Here is a 16,536-nt window from a genome sequence, read left to right as displayed (position 1 = left end):
CGGACGGACGGGAAATTATCCACATTTTTGCATGGCTGATGCTGACCTTCTAGCAACAATGCCCCGTTATTATAGGCTTTCGAAATTCGGGTTTAAATTTAATTTTGGCGCACATGCGATTTATGGCCGGGATTCGTCCACTTTGCGCAAGTTTGAAAATGAGTTGGGAATCCACATTGGTTGGCGGGACTTTAATCCGACGAAAGCAAAATATGACCTTGGTTTAACTTTGACAGATGTTCCTGCTAATGTTTTGGGTCTATTCCGAACAAAATTAATGAAAAATGCCAGCAAAATTAAATTTACTTTTGAAGTGTTAAAAACACTGATCGGAACGGAAAAGGGTCATCCGCATATATCGATTAAAAAGTGGATGGAGGACCGCAAGCTCGATGAAGAGGTTAAAGAAATGATGCTTACCCTCGCTTCCTCCAATTTCTTTACACGAGAACCGGACAAAATTCCGTCAGATGTGTTTTTTGCCTATTACAACCGTTTATTCACAACCAATAAACCTGTGGCCTATATCGAAGGAGGATGGCAAGCCTTAATTGACGAATTTGTACGGGTGATCGAAGAAAACGGCGGGGAAATCAAGACCAAGGAAAAGGTTACCGGCGTGAAGGCTGAAGGGGATCGGATCACAGAGGTACAAACAGCCAATGGAATGTTTACGGCGGACCAATTCATCTTCTGTATTCCTCCTGAAGAGCTCGGCAAACTGTTCGAACAAACAAAAATTGAGCATTTAATCAAGCATTACGCTCAATACAATGCAAGCTATGTCCTTGTCTATGATATTGGTTTACGAGAAAGAATTGATGCGCCATATTCATATATTTACGATAAACAGAATCGGATGTTTATTACCGATATTTCCTATTATGACGAAACCTGCGTTCCGGAAAAAGGACAACTACTTCAAGCAATAGCTTATGTCAATCAGGATGATTTGGGCGATAAAGCAAAAATTGAAGAATATCTGCAAAAGATCGAACAGCTTTTTGACAAGCATTTTGCAGGGTGGCGAGAGCAATTGGTGGTTCCGCGTATATCCAAACGAGCATCAGCGCAAGAAATCAAATGGACGATGAATCAGCAAGCGATGCCGATTTGGTTTCCGGATTATCGCAATTTATTTTTTGCCGGCGACTGGTGTCAAGGAAAAGGCCAGCTGTCCGAGCTATCGTTTTCAAGCGCCTATGAAGCCGGTAATTTAGTGCTGCAAAAACATCTGGAGCTATCTTAATTTTCAATTCAAATCTCCCTCCTCGATTTATGTTCGCTAATCCAGCCCCGATCTGGACAAGCTGAAGCACACGGTTGCTTCCGGATTGCAGACCACGCCACGCACCCGTATCCATGCGTGCGCAAACTCGCCGGAAGCTTCCGGGATACACCATTGTTTCTTCAGCCACGGTTTGAGTTTGTTTTTTTCATGACCTTCTTATTGGCATAAAAAACTTCCGCTATACACGGTCGCTCATCTCTGAGGTACGTTGATAGACGTTTTTTTATAACGGCTTAAGGCAAGAAGCGGCCAAATGTGCCGGTAGCTGTGATAATGGAAGTAGAAGCCGCCCGGCAGGCCGGCTCCCGTCGGATAACGGGTCGTCCAATCGTCCCTTTGAGACGTTTCCATTAGAAATCGCATTCCCCGATCAATGGCGGCCGTCGGCCTTTTATATACTGCAAGCAGAGCGTCCAAGGCCCAAGCGCTTTGAGACGGCGTGCTGGCGCCTAAAGGTACATACTTCTGTTCGATATCGCTTCGGCACGATTCTCCCCATCCCCCATCCGCATTTTGAATACTGAGCAGCCACTTGACGGCCCTTTCAATGGCCGGAAGCCGGGAGGGAACGCCGGTTGCGGTCAATCCGGTAATGGCTGCCCAAGTACCGTAAATATACGAGACGCCCCATCGTCCATCCCATGAGCCGTCCTCTTCCTGATTTCGCAGCAGCCAGCGAATGCCTTTGTCCACCGCGCGGTGCGAAAACGTAAAACCCGCATCATTTCCGAGAAACTCCAACGTCCTGCCCGTCAAATCAGCCGTCGAAAGATCCGTGCTTACTTCTTCCAATCCTTTGATTGGAACCCAATCGAGAATGCTTTTATCTGTATTTTTTTCAAACGCCGGCCATCCTCCGTTATCGTTTTGCATGGAAAGCAGCCAGTTCATCCCTCGATTCCATGAGGCGAGATAAGCATGGTTATGCTCCCTGTCATTTTGCGCAAACCTGCGTATAGCCCGTAAGGCGGCCGTCGTATCATCGATATCCGGATTGATCGTGTTTATATCCGAAAATCCCCACCCTCCCGGCGGTACGCGGGGATTTCGAATTCGCCAATCGCCGTATTTTTGATGTTGTCGTGAAAGCAAATATAACCCTGCTTTTTGAATCGTCGGTGATGAAGGCGAAACACCGGCCTCCTGCAGGGCATGACTAAGCAGCGCCGTATCCCAGACGGTAGAGGTGAAGTTTTGTACGTGGATGCCCGCATTGGTTCGGCAAGTCAAATTTTCCAAGCCCCGAATGGCCCGGGTGATCACAGGGTGGCTTTTGGCATGGCCAAGGGCTATCCAAGCAAAAATCATGAGAAAAGTCGAGGTGAAGTAACTGTATAAAGTTCCGTCGGGTTCTGTTCGCTGCAGTATAAACTGTTCTGCGCGGTGCAGGGCGGCGGAATGGATCTGCCAAGGGGAAAACGGTAAATGTTTGATGCCTTGGACGATCATCGACAATAGGGAACGATAAAATTCGTTCGCGCGAAGCTCTGCTTGATCCGAAATCCGGTTACCTTCGCTTGAATCCGCGTATAAATCGGACAAATCGGGTGTACGGGCTGTTTTTATGACCAATTTTCGGTCCGCACAAACCAGAATCGGAGCGAAATGCACTCTGGCATAACCGACAAAATCAAAAAAATGAAAAGGAAATTGTTGAGGCAGCAGCAGCGCTTCAACCGGAACCGGCATAGGGCTCGGCCACGGATACTGACCGGTCAAGGCAAGCAAAACTTTCGTATACAGGCTTGCTTCCGACAACCCGCCCTTGGACAAAATAAATTGCTTGGCCCTTTGCATAAGTTCGTCATCTTTCCGTTTATATCCCGCATAAAGAAGAGCGTAATAGGCTTCAATCGTTGCGGATAAATGGCCTTCGGCCTCATCATGAAACAGTTTCCACGCCCCGTTCTTTTCCTGCAGCCTCGCGATCCGTTCCGCTAACAAACGTATCCGTTCCTCATCGTCGATCTGCAAACTGCGAAGCAGGATAATCATATATGCATCCGACAGCGGACCGCTTTCCACATAGAACCGCCAAGCTCCATCCGGGGACTGTTCCTTTTTTAACCATTCAACCTTGCGGTTGATTTCCGTTTCGACTTCTACCTTCAATTTGAATCAGCCTTCCCGTATTCATTCAAACGCGTTATTTTCCATCCTATTCGTTTTTTAAAAAAAGGTTCGCAATGTCACCGGCACATCGGGATTACATGCCCCGTCTTCATGCGTAAAATAATATTACAATAATATAACAAATATTGTATTTTAAACGGAAGGAATTCAGGTGGTTTTAGAAAAAACAACAAAACAGGGGGGTTATTTTCATAATTATCCCTGTTGAATATGTTATGTTTGAGTTATATAATAAACATATTAACAAAAAAGGAGGGGAAGCATGAAAGTTTCCGAACAGCACTTTGTCAATGCCCGCCTTCCTTTGTCGGGGTCAACCGGATATTACAAAGTGATCGTTAAGAACGGTGTTTACGACTCCATTGATCTCCAATCGGGCAAGGTCGAATCTCCGGCTTATCGTGCTATCCCGAGAGACGCTTTTTTAGCGGAATCGGTGATCGGCGAAGGGACAAAAATTTGGGACCTGAACGGACGGATTCTACTTCCGGGATTTATCGATGCGCATATGCACCTGGATAAAGCTTTCTCTTTGCCGCGAGTTCCTAATCAATCAGGCACCCTTCTGGAAGCATTGCGAAATTTCGGAGTGGCCTACGGTGAGATCGGCAAGGAAGACATCAAAATGCGGATGAGGAAAGCGGCGTTGCGCGCGCTTTCTTACGGAACGACTTCGCTTCGAACCCATCTCGATTTCAATGTGCGTAAAGACCGGGATGTTTGTTTTCGTACGATCTATGCCGCGTTGGAAATTAAGGAGGAACTGAAAGATTGGATCGACATCCAATTGTTTCCGCTTACGATGCACGAAAGTCTGGGGCCGAAGGAATTGGAGATGGTGGAGGAAGCTCTGATTTTGGGCGTTACCGGCATTGGAGCCATACCGCACTTGTCGCTGACGCCGGAGCAAGATGTGGACCGTATATTCGAGCTGGCCATCAAATACGATTGTCCGGTGGACTTCCATACGGACGAAGATGACGATCCTTCCGTGCAAACCGTGGCGCTGATTGCGGACAAAACCGAGCAATACGGCTATCAAGGGAAGGTTGTCGTCGGTCACCTCTGTTCGCTTGCAGGTATGGATCATGATATTGCCGCCAGTATGATTGCGAAAATGAAGAACGCCGGGTTGAAAGCTGTTACGCTGCCGGCCGCCAACATGTATCTGCAAGGCAGAGGCGACAGGGGCATCGTTCGCCGAGGCATTACTCGAGTGCGCGAAATTCAGGAGGCGGGGGTGCCTCTTGCGACGGCTTCCGACAACATCCACGATCCGTTCCACCCTTTTGGCCGCGGCGATATGATCCAGATCGGACTGCTTACCGGGTATGCTGCGCATTTGGGCAGTCCGGCCGACCAGCTTCAGATTCTGCGGATGATGACCGAGATTCCCGCGTCCGTAATCGGACTTGACCGATATGGCTTGAGCCGGGGGAACCAGGCGGATTTCGTGGTGCTGGACGCTTGCAGCGTAGAGGAGATCTTTACGTTCCTCCCTGAAAACAGAGCAACCTTCAAAAGAGGGCGGCTGATCCATGCGTCCCGGCTGGATCATACATGGGGCGTTCCGATTGGAGGCGGGGAGGATGAAGTGTTCCGTAATCCGTGTTGCTGCCGGTTCACCCAGTGATGTGTCGATGCTGGAAAAAGATATAGAAGAGGGGAAAATTCGCCCTCGAGAAGTGATTGCCGTGATCGGCAAAACCGAAGGCAACGGCTGCGTCAACGATTTTACCCGGGGTTATGCTGTCCAGACCTTGACCGGTTTGTTTCGGGAGTATGCCGGAGAAGAAGGCGAGCAGATCCACTACGTCATGTCGGGAGGAACGGAAGGCATCCTCAGCCCGCACTTTACGGTCGTTAGCAAAACTGCCGGTACAAGCGGACGGTCGGGTTCGAACGAAATCAAGTCGCTTGCTATTGGCGTGGCGAGAACGCGGAATCTCCTGGCGGAGGAAATCGGCCGAAGGACGCAGATCGAAGAAGTGGCCGCCGCCGTCGGACGAGCCGTACGGGATGCCGGCATCGAAAGGCATGACGATGTTCACTTCGTGCAGATTAAATGTCCGCTTCTGACGGCGGAGCGAATTCGGGCCGCCCGGGAGCGGGGAGCTCGAGTCGTTACGGAGGAAACTTACAAGTCGATGGGTTATTCGCGGGGGGCGTCGGCTTTAGGCGTAGCTTTGGCGCTTGGGGAAGTCGATCGGGATACCTTGGCGGAATCGGATGTATGCAGCGATTGGTCCAAGTACAGTTCGGTGGCGTCCGCTTCCGCGGGTGTGGAGCTGCTCTGCTGCGAAATCATCGTTTTCGGCAATGCCTTGGGAGCGGATGGACCTTATTATATCGATCACGCCGTCATGAAGGACGCGATAGACGGGGGTGCCCTCGGAAAGCTGCTGGAGCGGCGTCCTACCGGTGCGGAGCTCGTGCAGGTACTGGCCAAAGCCGAAGCGGATCCGACCGGTTTCATCCGGGGGAGCAGGCATACGATGCTGAATGATTCGGACATCAACCATACCCGCCAAGCCCGTGCCGTTGTAGGGGGAGTGCTTGCCTCCGTATGCGGAGATCCTATGATTTATGTGTCCGGCGGGGGCGAGCATCAAGGGCCGGCCGGCGGCGGACCGGTCGCCGCAATCTTTCGCAGAAGAGAATAACCGGCAAGAAACGAACGATATACGGAGGTTTGGACATGACCATAGCCAAAGAAACCAGAGTAATTTACGGGGAGCATCTTCCCTGGGCGCCAATTGAGGCGCACCGGCATTTGTTTCATCGCGAGGTCGTTTCCGCCGCACAAGCGGATTCGATGGGAATCAGGATAAGCTCAGTATTGTGGGAGCGTATAGACGCAGGGGGGCAAGTGTTGCCGCACCACCATGACGTCGCGGAAATCATCCATATCACGGTTGGGAAAGTGAGGCTGCTGTATAATGGGAAATGGATTTCATGCAAAGCCGGCGACACGTTTCACGTTCCTGCCGGCGTCATCCACTCTGTGGCCAACGACGGCGAGCAGCCTTCGGAGCAAATCAGCATATTCGTCCCCGTCGGCGAACATATCCCCTCCAATTCGTTTTTTGTTACAACGCTTGTGGACGATACCTATTCAAGTCCATAAAAATAACCGGGAATCGAGCTTATGACGACAGCCGATAAAACGGGTTTTACATGCGGGGATATTCTCTTGCTTCCGTATTTTAGCGAAACGGTCGTGCTGGCCGGAGCAAACGGACTGAACCGACCCATTACCCGCGTGAACGTGCTGGAGGTGCCGGACGTCATCGATTGGGTGAGGCCCGGGGAATTTCTGATTACAACGGGATTCCCTTTCCGCGACGATCCGGATGCCATTGCCGAAATGATACCGAAACTATACGAGAAAGGCGTATCCGCTCTGGGTATTAAGACCAAGCGTTTTATCGACCGCATCCCCGAAATGGCGCTGGAAATCGCGGAGCGGATGGATTTCCCCGTCTTTCAGCTGCCGCCGTCCACCGTTTTCTCCGATGTGGTTCGAGCTATCATGGAAAGAATTCTCGTAAAGGAAGCAAGGGAGCTCTCCTTGCTGCAAAGCCGGTTTCAAAAGTTATCGCAGTTGTTGCTGTATGGCGGCGGAATCGGCGAGCTTCTGGGAGCGATGGATGAAATGCTGAACAATCCGGTCATTTTGTTGGATTCCCGCGACCAGGTCGTTCTCTCGCCCCGGGCGGAACAAATCGTCGGCTTGTCCCGCGATTCCGCTATATGGCCGCATCTCAGAAACGAAATCAACCTGGGTGTCAGCTTCATTACGCTGGAGGATCGGCGAATCCGCGCTCAAATTTCCTCTTTCAGCGACAAAAACCGCAATGAGAATCTTCTGATTTTGCTGGAATGGGATCAAGAAACCTCGGTTCTCGATCAGCTGACGATTGAACGGGTGGGGGTGCTGGTCGGTCTTGAAATGATCAACGCCAATGCGCGAAAGGAAGTGGAATCGAAATATATCGACCAGTTTCTTCAGGATTGGATATCCGGACGATTTGTCACGCTGGAGGATTTGAACATCCGAGCGAAAGCCTGCGGATGTCCGATCCATGACGGTTATTGTCATTATGTAGGTTTAATCCGCTGGCACGGCAGCCGCATGACCGTTCAGACCCAGCAGCAGATGGTCGAACGGCTGCGCTCCACATTTTTCCGCAAAGACATTCAATTTACTATCCTGGAAGGAGAACTGGCGCTGCTTGTATCCCTGCCCGCAAATAAAAGTATGTCAGAAGCCTTGGAGAGGGCCTTGACGGATTTAAGAAGGTGGTTTCCTGGCGACAATCCGTACTCCATCTGCATGGGCAACGGGGTCGTCCGGCCGGAAAGAGCGGGAGAAAGCTACAGCCGAGCGAAAAAAATAGGTTATTCGTAAAAGTGTATTGAAAAAGGGTCATAATGACCCCTCTTCGATACGTTTGATTAGGGTTGAAATGTCTGTTCCGAGTGTGACGGTTTGCTCTTCGATTTCAGGACGTTGGTAAGTGAACATGTTGTACATCAGTTCAACGGATTTCTTGTAGTTGGCTTTCGCTTTCTTATGTAGTCCTTCTGAATACAGCATTTTTGCCCTGAGAGCTTTGAATGAGTAACCACGTCCCATACGGTTCACCACCCTTGTTAAGCCGTTTATGGACTCTGTATAGGCATTTGTAACCCTATGAGTGAAATAGTTATTGATCTCATGTTGCCAGTTGCCGTAAGCCTTGATGATGTCGCTGAATGCCGATCTCATCCCGTCTGGAATAGATGCTTGCCAAGCTGTATAACGCTCTTGTGCTTCCTTTGCGTCGGATGCTTCCCATATCTCATAGAATGCTTCTTTAAGCTCGTAGGCTTGCTTGAGACGGGGGAAGTTAAGCGTCCAGGAATCAAGGATAATCTGCTCCATCGGCGTTAAGTCCTTACGGCGTTTAAGCATCAAGAAACGATCATTTTTCAACTGCCTGCGTTGCTTTGCGTCCAATTCTTTGCGGATATTCTTGCGGATTGTTTCAACCGCCAGATTAGCCATTCGCACGACATGAAACTTATCAACGACTATAACGGCATTGGGAAGCGTCTGGCGAACTGCATCGCGGTAAGGTTGCCACATATCCATCGTGACGATTTCAACGCCTACGCGGTCAGGCAGATGGCTTAAATAGCGTATAATGGTCTCTTTATTGCGGTCCACCAGAAGATCAACTAAGACGTTCTCTTCTACATTGGCGATTACGCCTCTGGGTTTGCCGAGTATATGGATTTCATCGATACCCAACCATCTTGGCGTAACAAACTGATGAGATGTTTCAAGGAAGTCAATGTACTTGTTGAAGATGTTTCGTACCGTGCCTTCGCTTATGCCAAGTTCATCCGCAATACTGGTGAATGTACGCTTTAGCGATTGCTCTTGGACGTATTCTTTGAATCGAACGGTGCACATGTGGTCGTCATCAATATCCCAAAGTATCTCGCGGAACGTCGATCCGCAGTCTTTGCACAAATAACGCTGGCGGTTAAGGATGATGCCGACACGTTTGCCGTGGATAGGTAAGTCCATGAATAATTGACGTTTGGTTCCGAATTTCGAAAGCTTGGCTTCTAATGAGCCGCAATTAGGGCAGAAGTCTGGAGGATTCGCGACCTCTGCCCATATTTCGTAGCCATGTTCTTTTAGTTCTGTTTTAGTGACTTTCAGTGATGGGATGTTCAGTATGTTCATTGCGAAACCCTGCCAGACACTAAATCAATAAGGAAGTTCCCTATACGCCTATCGTGTTTTTTTTGTATCAATTTGTACAACTCATTGCACGAAGGGCAGAGGTCATATCCTGCATGATTCGTTGCACACGATTTACAAATCTGATTATTACAAGTTTCATGATAGCGACCGATCATTCGTCCCTTTTCATCCTTCATGCTGGTCCAGGCATAACCGACAACGAAATCACATAGCTGAGTAGCTTCATTCTTCTTGCAAAAGGAACATGGATATTTTGGTAGTTTGATTATGTTCATTAGGCTATCAACTCTGGGTTTTCGTATTTGTTTCCGATGACTGAGCATGTCAATGGATGATACCCGTTAGAATAAGGCTCGTAAGTAATCTCTCTTAATGGTATTTCGATCTTGCCTGATTCTTTGATCAAAAAACAAGCATCTTTATAAATGATTTCCGCAACATAGTGTCGTTCGTCAGGGCTGTTAGGCATCTCGGTAACTTCAACAACATCACCCTCATATATCTCAACGCCTTGTTTGTCCTTGAGCCCTGTGTATTGCAAGACAACGAATCTGGGGTCTCTTGCCCATTCACCAATGATGTAATCATCATGAAGGTTAGTGGTCATAGTTTTATGGAGGGTATCCCACCCACGAAACTTAATGTCTCTTACCATTTTTTCATCCTCCTTTTTATTACCATTGTACTATTTTAGGGGGTGATTTCAACACACTTTTACGATTTTTGATAGTTTGAACAAAGAATTTATTTCAACACGTTTTTACGAAGAGCCAAAAAATACACTATGTCAGCTCGATTTGCGAGTTTAGGGACCCGGTAATCGATGACCGTCATCTGGGCGTTTTCCGATTGTTATACATGCTTCCGGAAAACGAGGAGGTGGCGGAATTCCGGGATCGTTACGTCATGCCGTTGTTGGAATACGATCAGAAGCACAACACGCTGCTCTACGACACGATCAGAATGTACTTCAAACACAGCCGAAATATAAAAAAGACGGCGGCGGAAATGTTTGCGCATTACAATACCGTCGCATACAGGGTGGAGAAGGCTTACGACCTCCTGCAGGTCGATCCCGATAATGGCGATCAGGTACTTCAACTTCAATTGGCGATCAAGCTTAACGAAATGAAACCGACAAGCGTTCGTTTTCATAAATTAAGGTAATCCATTTCGTTTAATAGCTCACACAAATATAACGCATATTTTGTTCGTATTGTTTTTTTTATAAAACTTTTTGTCGAAATTTGTCTAAATTCCCAATGATTTAAAAAAAGCACTGTCATATAATTGGTTCAAACTCAAAGGAGGGGCAGGGATGAATGATATCATCATCAAGAACGGCATAGTTTTGACCATGGACAAGCACCGCACAATCCTCAGCGACGGCGCTGTGGTCATCAAGGCGGACCGCATCGTAGCCGTCGGCCCGAATGATGAAATTTTGGCCCGCTATCGAGCGGCCAAAGTGATCGATGCCTCGGGAAACCTGATCATGCCCGGGTTCGTGAATAGCCATACGCACGTCATACAGGTTTTGCTGCGCGGCGGCCTGTCCCAGGACCGTGAATTGTACGACTGGCTGTTCAATGTTTTATACCCCGGACTGGAGCAATATCGGCCCGAAGATGCACAGCTGGCTGCGACGCTGTATGTAACGGAGGCGGTTCGTTCCGGCATCACGACGATAGTGGACAATGCCGACCAGGGAAGATCGGACGATATCGCTGCGGCAACGATCGAAACATACGGCAAACTGGGGATCAGGGCGATTTACGCGAGAATGTTCTTCGACAGCAGTCCGCAGCACTTGGAGAAACTTGTGGAGACCGTGATGCGCAAAGCGCCCGCCGTAAAACATGCGAACAGCCTGTATGAACCGACGGACGACGCGTTGTCTCATATCGAAAGCCTGATAAGCCGATACCATAATGCTTATGAAGGTCGGATTCACGTATGGCCGGCGCCCGGTTTGCCGAACACCACGACAGAGGACGGATTGATGCGGGCCGCGCAGATGGCCGAGAAGTATGGAACCATGGTGACGCTCCATCTGGCCGAAGCCCCGCTGGATGCGAATATGCACGGCATGACGTCCACCGAATATCTGAACGCGCTTGGTTTTCTGTCGCCTCGTTTATTGGCTGCCCATTGCGTGTGGATGAATGAAAGGGACCTGCGGCTGCTGAAGTTTCATAACGTCAAGGTGGCGCATAACGCCGTAAGCAATCTCTATCTGGCATCGGGCTTCGCTCCAGTCTCCAAAATGGTAAGCCAAGGGATTACGGTTGGTGTAAGTACGGACGATGCCAATTGCAACGATACGATCAGCATGATTTTGGCGATGAAGATCGCCGCGCTTGCCCAACGGGGGAGCAATCTGGATTCTTCGGCGCTTACTACGGAGAAAGTTGTAGAAATGGCGACCATCGATGCGGCGAAAGCGATCGGTTTGGATCATGAGATCGGCAGTTTGGAGCCGGGGAAGAAAGCCGATGTCATCGTAGTCGGTCTTCAAAAAGCCCAGCTTTATCCGAACCATCATATTCCTAGCGTTCTGGTATTTCAGGCCTACGGTTCTGAGGTCGAAACGGTGATCGCGGACGGAAAGATTTTGATGGAAGAACGGGTCCTGACGTTTCTGGATGACGCCGATGAACTTTTATTATACAAGGATGCCCAAAGAGCATCGGAATCCATAGCCAAGAGAGGAGGACTCACCGGTCTCGAAAGAGAGTGGAGAAGTCTTGGGAAATGACGGCTTGCAAAACAAAACTGGAAAGCGAGGTAGATGGTGATGGAAGTTGGGTCTTGGGGAACTTTGTTCGCAACCCTGTTGTTTTCCGCCATTCTGGTGTCTGTCGTGATTCTCGTCACCGAACGGTTCGGAAAAGTATGGGCGCCGATTTTGATTGTTTGTTTTCTCAGTGGGATGTCCATTGTATTCGATTACGGCGGGGCCCGGCAGACGGAATTGACACTGTTCAACACCACTTTGTTTTTTTCATGTGGCCCTATGATGTGGCCGGTTATCGCTCTCGGCCAGGATTATCTCAACGAGTTCTATGGCAAGAAAATCGCGCTTAACTACACATTCGGGATTTTCCTGGCAAAAGTCGGAGTCGCTCTGGCTACGATCTGGATTATCTTCTTCCTTCCCGTGCCTGTGTCCAATGAAGCGCTCGGGGAAACGGCGCACACCTTCAATTCGATCATGGCCGGAGCGCCCCGAATCAATATTTCCAGCATCGTGGCGGCAATTGCCTCATTCGCTACGAACGTATATATCTTCTCCAAGCTCAAGGAGATTACGAAAGGAAAACATCTTTGGCTGCGCAATATCGCCGCTTCCCTGATCGCTCTTACGGTGGACTCCATCCTGTTCTTTTTCGGATCATTTGCATTCGTTCTTCCTTGGGGCGTCATTTGGAACAACGTTTTCTCATACTTGTTGATTTGTGTGGTTACGATCGTGATCGATCTGGCATTCCTCTATATCATGGTTCACATCAAGCGCAAAGGGCTGTTCGGCATCCACTCCAGAGTCGGCGAAAAATTGACAATTCAGACGATGGCATCTGAAGAAGTGGAAAAAGAGACCCGTACTGCCGCCGTCGTATAAAAACGTTAACGAATGTTCAGTGCGGTCGAGCCGAGTGGGACGACCGCGTACCGCGGGATCGACCGCTTCATATCGCGATGAACTTCCGCGGCGTCAACCAATAACCGCATTCAACGAGCACGAAGATCGGCAAAACGCACGGAACCGGGTTGTTAACGGATTCGAGGCGAGAAAGACGGAGTATACCTTGACCATGTAAACGAAAGCATGTCCCTTAAGCAGCCAGTAAAACACTGGCTGCTTATTTATGGAAAAAACCGTTTGCCCAAATACCGTGATGATGTGCAAATCTGGCCCCATGTTACTGCAACGCTATTGAACATTTTTTAAGCGCATGGTTTTGAAAAAAATGAATACATTCCTGAAGAATTGGCGTGATAAAACGATTTCGGCTATAGATGAAAAACAAGCTTCGACTCATTGTCTCAGAGTTTAAACTTTTAAAAATCAATTGTCCGCTTCGCACCTCATCCTCAACAGCCAATCGGGACAAGATTGAAATCCCCAATCGACACTGAATCGCCCGTTTGATTGCTTCCGTTGTTCCAAGCTCCAGCCCGTCCTTATATTCAATATGGTTCTGATCGGCCCAAAGCTCCATCATTCTACGTGAAGCCGAGTCTTGTTCCCGCAAAATCCATAGCTCATTTTGCAAAAGCTCCGCTTCAATCGTGTCTACCAGTGCCAGCGGGTGATCGGGATCCATGACCAAACCAAGCTCATCGTTAACCATCGGGATGGCGACAAGTTCAGGATCGCTCACTTTATGCTCGGCGACCAGGCCAAAATCGATTTCCAGCTTTTTGACCAAGTCAATAATCTGAGGAGCATTATTGACTTGGATGACAATGTTTACATCAGGATATGCCAGGCGCATTTCCCCAAGCAGATTTGGAAGGAAGTAGGTTGCTGGCGTATTGCTCGATCCTACTATGATTTTCCCTTTTTTAAATTGCAGGTAATCGGTTAATACTTGCTCCGCCTCCTCGGACAACGCAACGATGCGAGTGGCGTAATGCAGGAGGGCTTTGCCTTCATTCGTGAGAAGGACCATCCTGTGCTTGTAGATAAAAAGCGGGACACCTATTGATTGTTCCAGCTTCTTCATATGAAATGTAACGGAAGGCTGTTTGATTTTCAGCTTGTTCGCGACGGCTGTCAGTTTTTTATATTCCGCGAGTAAGACTAAAATTTTCAATTGCTGCAAATTAAACATAACTTCAGCACCCCAAGTATAGACGTTATTTATATAATACTGCGAATATGTCATGAATACTTTAAATCTATATTAATTTGTAGTTAATTCTGTGTTGACAATTGGGAGATAGAATGAATGCATAACGAAGGGGCTTTCATGCCGCAGGAAGGTAGTCTATCCTTATGGAAATCAACATTTACCAGTTCATCGAAGGGGCACGAAAGGCTAAGGGCCTGACCGTTATTATCGATGTTTTCCGCGCCTTTTCAGTTGCCTGCTATGTTAAGGACAATGGAGTCAAGGATTTGATTCCTGTCGGAGATTTGGAGACTGCGTACAGACTGAAGAAGAAAAACCCGGAATATATTTTGATGGGAGAAAGAGGAGGAATCATTCAACCCGGATTCGATTACGGGAATTCCCCTTCCTCTATTGAATCTATAGACTTTTCGGGCAAAACCGTTGTGCATACGACAAGCGCAGGTACACAAGGGATCGTGAATGCCGTAGATGCGAGTGAAATTATTACAGGCAGCTTTGTAAATGCACAGGCCATTATAGATTACATCCGCATGAAAAATCCGGCGGTCGTGTCGTTGGTCTGCATGGGCTGGGGAGCTACGGAGGAGGCGGATGAAGACACGCTCTTTGCCGAATATGTGAAGAACGTTTTGGAAGGAAAGCCTGTGGATTTTAATTCCATTCGACATTATTTGCTTCACGAAAGTAAAACAGGGAAGTTTTTGGATGTACGTAATGCTTCCGCTCCTCCTGAGGACTTTGATTTATGCATGAGCTTGGATCGGTTTCATTTCGTTTTAAGAGCAGAGCCCTTCGGGGAATCCTTGGTACGGCTGCAAAAAATCAACGAAATAACGAGAGGGGTAGAACGCAATGAATCTATCAATCAAGCATGACCTTTCTGCTCGGCGGGTACTGATTATCGGTACGGATGGATTACGTCCGGATTGCGTGGACCCGGCACTTATGCCGACATGCGCCAAGCTGATGGAACGCGGCACCTTGTTCACCTCCTTTCATGCGGCCTATCCGTCGGAAACAAGGGTTAGTATGACAACATTGACAACCGGCGTGTATCCGGGACGCCATGGAGTTGTCGGCAATTTGATGTATATACAGGGATTCAGTGAAGATGGCTTGCTCCAAACCGGAAACGACAACCATGTACTGGCATATAGCCAGACCATGTCGGAGCCATTCATCCTGCAGCCTACGTTGGGAGACCGATTGCACCGGCACGGAAAGCGTCTGGCGGTTGCCGCTTCCAGTTCGCCGGGCGCTTCACTGCTCTGGAACCTGAATCATCCCGAGCGGGTCATCAATCCTTCCTCCGCATACGGGACAGCCGAATTGGAAGAGCTGCATCGCCAATTGGGCAATGTTCCTGAAGAACAAACCAAAATCAAAAAGGAACGGGCTCTATGGGCAACCCGTTCGCTGATAAATATCCACTTGAAAAATGAGCAGAATCAAGCAATGGTATTATGGCTGTCAGAACCGGATGGAAGCCAGCATGATTATGGAATCGGATCTCCCGAGCATAAAGAAGCGCTGCAAGTCGTGGATAATTGTGTGGCGGAGCTTTTGCAAGCCATTGAACGGGAAGGTCTAAGTGAAGCGATCGACATTTTGTGGATCAGCGACCACGGACATTCCACGATACAGGCACAAGGCTCGCTTCAAGAGCATATGCAAAGGGCTGCTGAAGAACTTAAGCTTCACACCAGGTTTATTGCAGCAGGTCGTTATATCTATGTTGCTGAAGAACGGGAATCGACCTTTGCAGAGGTTAAGGCTTTAATCGGCTGGTTGCAATCCCAGGATTGGTGCGCGCTCGTTTTTGCAAGGGATGCGAAGTATTCGGATTTGCCCGATGTGCTTTCCCTCGAGATTTTATTGGGACCGATCACGCATGAGCGGGCGCCGCTTCTTGCGATCCAACCGAAATGGGACAATGAACCGAACGAATATGGCGTACCTGGAATGACCGGAGCGTTGACCTCTTCCTCCAAGCTTCAAGCTTCACATGGTACAGCTTCTCCCTATGATATGCATGCTTTTTGTCTGGGGGTTGGCAGCAGCTTTAAGAAGGGCCACGTCAGCGATATGGCTTGCGGTATCGTCGATATAACACCCACGGTTTGCCATTTAATGGGACTAAGCGCAGAGTCGGGCTTCGATGGAAGAATTTTGGCTGAAGGGCTTGAGCCTGAGCGGATAGACCAGCAACCAAGTCGGCTTGAAGAAGCGACCAAAGAAATAGGAAATCGACAAAATCACGCAGGCATACGGCTTATCGATGTTAATGGAACCATTTATATAGAAGGATACATGAAATAATGGAAGGAGTTGGTCAAGCCATGTTCAAATTGATCAGGGAGCTTGTAGTCGTCAAAAAAGCAAGCAATAAAACAAAAAAGTCCAGCGGTATGATGTCAAGTCCTAGATTCGAGTAAATTGGAAATTTTCTATGTGAAAAGTGCTTTGAGTCTAGAAAAATGACAATATCA

14 protein-coding genes are annotated in these 16,536 nt (G+C 48.5%); 10 read left to right on the top strand and 4 right to left on the bottom strand.

The features are described 5' to 3' along the window. The coding region (locus BLW49_RS28280; RefSeq protein ID WP_143042176.1) for a phytoene desaturase family protein at positions 1-1,249 on the top strand (1,249 nt) is incomplete at its 5' end. Positions 1,250-1,483: 234 nt separating this feature from the next. Here BLW49_RS28280 and shc read toward each other — a convergent pair. Further along, entirely contained in the window at positions 1,484-3,403 is a 1,920-nt protein-coding gene (shc, locus tag BLW49_RS28275) for a squalene--hopene cyclase (RefSeq protein ID WP_090728253.1), read from the bottom strand. A 283-nt stretch (positions 3,404-3,686) separates the two neighbouring features. Between shc and BLW49_RS28270 the strand changes: the two genes are divergently transcribed. From BLW49_RS28270 to BLW49_RS28255, 4 genes are read left to right on the top strand one after another with little or no spacing between them, the layout of a single operon-like run. Continuing rightward, positions 3,687-5,057: an amidohydrolase family protein gene (locus tag BLW49_RS28270; protein ID WP_090728251.1), complete on the top strand. Its 1,371-nt coding sequence runs from the start codon at positions 3,687-3,689 to the stop codon at positions 5,055-5,057. Next, complete coding sequence (locus BLW49_RS28265; RefSeq protein WP_371264635.1) at positions 4,963-6,087, top strand: cyanuric acid amidohydrolase; 1,125 nt, start codon at positions 4,963-4,965, stop codon at positions 6,085-6,087. The genes BLW49_RS28270 and BLW49_RS28265 overlap by 95 nt, the downstream gene beginning before the upstream one ends. A gap of 35 nt (positions 6,088-6,122) precedes the next feature. Then, the gene (locus BLW49_RS28260; protein WP_090728248.1) at positions 6,123-6,551 is read left to right on the top strand and encodes a cupin domain-containing protein; all 429 of its coding nucleotides are present in this window, start codon (positions 6,123-6,125) and stop codon (positions 6,549-6,551) included. A gap of 21 nt (positions 6,552-6,572) precedes the next feature. Then, the gene (locus BLW49_RS28255; protein WP_090728247.1) at positions 6,573-7,835 is read left to right on the top strand and encodes a PucR family transcriptional regulator ligand-binding domain-containing protein; all 1,263 of its coding nucleotides are present in this window, start codon (positions 6,573-6,575) and stop codon (positions 7,833-7,835) included. Positions 7,836-7,853: 18 nt separating this feature from the next. Here the strand turns inward: BLW49_RS28255 and BLW49_RS28250 are convergent, their stop codons facing one another. Further along, the gene (locus BLW49_RS28250; RefSeq protein ID WP_074729791.1) at positions 7,854-9,164 is read right to left on the bottom strand and encodes an ISL3 family transposase; all 1,311 of its coding nucleotides are present in this window, start codon (positions 9,162-9,164) and stop codon (positions 7,854-7,856) included. Between the two features lie 295 nt (positions 9,165-9,459). Continuing rightward, positions 9,460-9,840, bottom strand: coding sequence for a YopX family protein (locus BLW49_RS28240; RefSeq protein ID WP_074729792.1), 381 nt, complete (start codon positions 9,838-9,840; stop codon positions 9,460-9,462). A gap of 251 nt (positions 9,841-10,091) precedes the next feature. On the opposite strand from BLW49_RS28240, the gene BLW49_RS28235 reads away from it, so the two are divergent. The 3 genes from BLW49_RS28235 to BLW49_RS28225 all read left to right on the top strand — a co-directional run bounded on the left by BLW49_RS28235 (position 10,092) and on the right by BLW49_RS28225 (position 12,807). Beyond that, positions 10,092-10,352, top strand: a complete 261-nt coding sequence (locus BLW49_RS28235) for a helix-turn-helix domain-containing protein (RefSeq protein WP_177178862.1) — start codon at positions 10,092-10,094, stop codon at positions 10,350-10,352. A 151-nt stretch (positions 10,353-10,503) separates the two neighbouring features. Beyond that, on the top strand, positions 10,504-11,943 hold the full coding sequence (locus BLW49_RS28230) for an amidohydrolase (RefSeq protein WP_090728242.1): 1,440 nt from the start codon (positions 10,504-10,506) through the stop codon (positions 11,941-11,943). A 33-nt stretch (positions 11,944-11,976) separates the two neighbouring features. Next, the gene (locus tag BLW49_RS28225; protein WP_090728241.1) at positions 11,977-12,807 is read left to right on the top strand and encodes a queuosine precursor transporter; all 831 of its coding nucleotides are present in this window, start codon (positions 11,977-11,979) and stop codon (positions 12,805-12,807) included. Positions 12,808-13,108: 301 nt separating this feature from the next. Here BLW49_RS28225 and BLW49_RS28220 read toward each other — a convergent pair whose 3' ends face one another. Then, positions 13,109-14,023, bottom strand: a complete 915-nt coding sequence (locus tag BLW49_RS28220) for a LysR substrate-binding domain-containing protein (protein WP_177178861.1) — start codon at positions 14,021-14,023, stop codon at positions 13,109-13,111. A gap of 164 nt (positions 14,024-14,187) precedes the next feature. On the opposite strand from BLW49_RS28220, the gene BLW49_RS28215 reads away from it, so the two are divergent. Both BLW49_RS28215 and BLW49_RS28210 read left to right on the top strand, forming a co-directional pair. Further along, positions 14,188-14,922: a 2-phosphosulfolactate phosphatase gene (locus BLW49_RS28215; protein WP_090728238.1), complete on the top strand. Its 735-nt coding sequence runs from the start codon at positions 14,188-14,190 to the stop codon at positions 14,920-14,922. Further along, positions 14,900-16,366, top strand: a complete 1,467-nt coding sequence (locus BLW49_RS28210; RefSeq protein ID WP_090728236.1) for an alkaline phosphatase family protein — start codon at positions 14,900-14,902, stop codon at positions 16,364-16,366. The genes BLW49_RS28215 and BLW49_RS28210 overlap by 23 nt, the downstream gene beginning before the upstream one ends. Positions 16,367-16,536: the final 170 nt, after the last annotated feature.

The organism is Paenibacillus sp. PDC88 (genome assembly GCF_900106725.1).
Classification (GTDB): Bacteria; Bacillota; Bacilli; order Paenibacillales; family Paenibacillaceae; genus Paenibacillus; species Paenibacillus shunpengii.
This window is presented reverse-complemented; position numbering and strand designations above follow the sequence as displayed.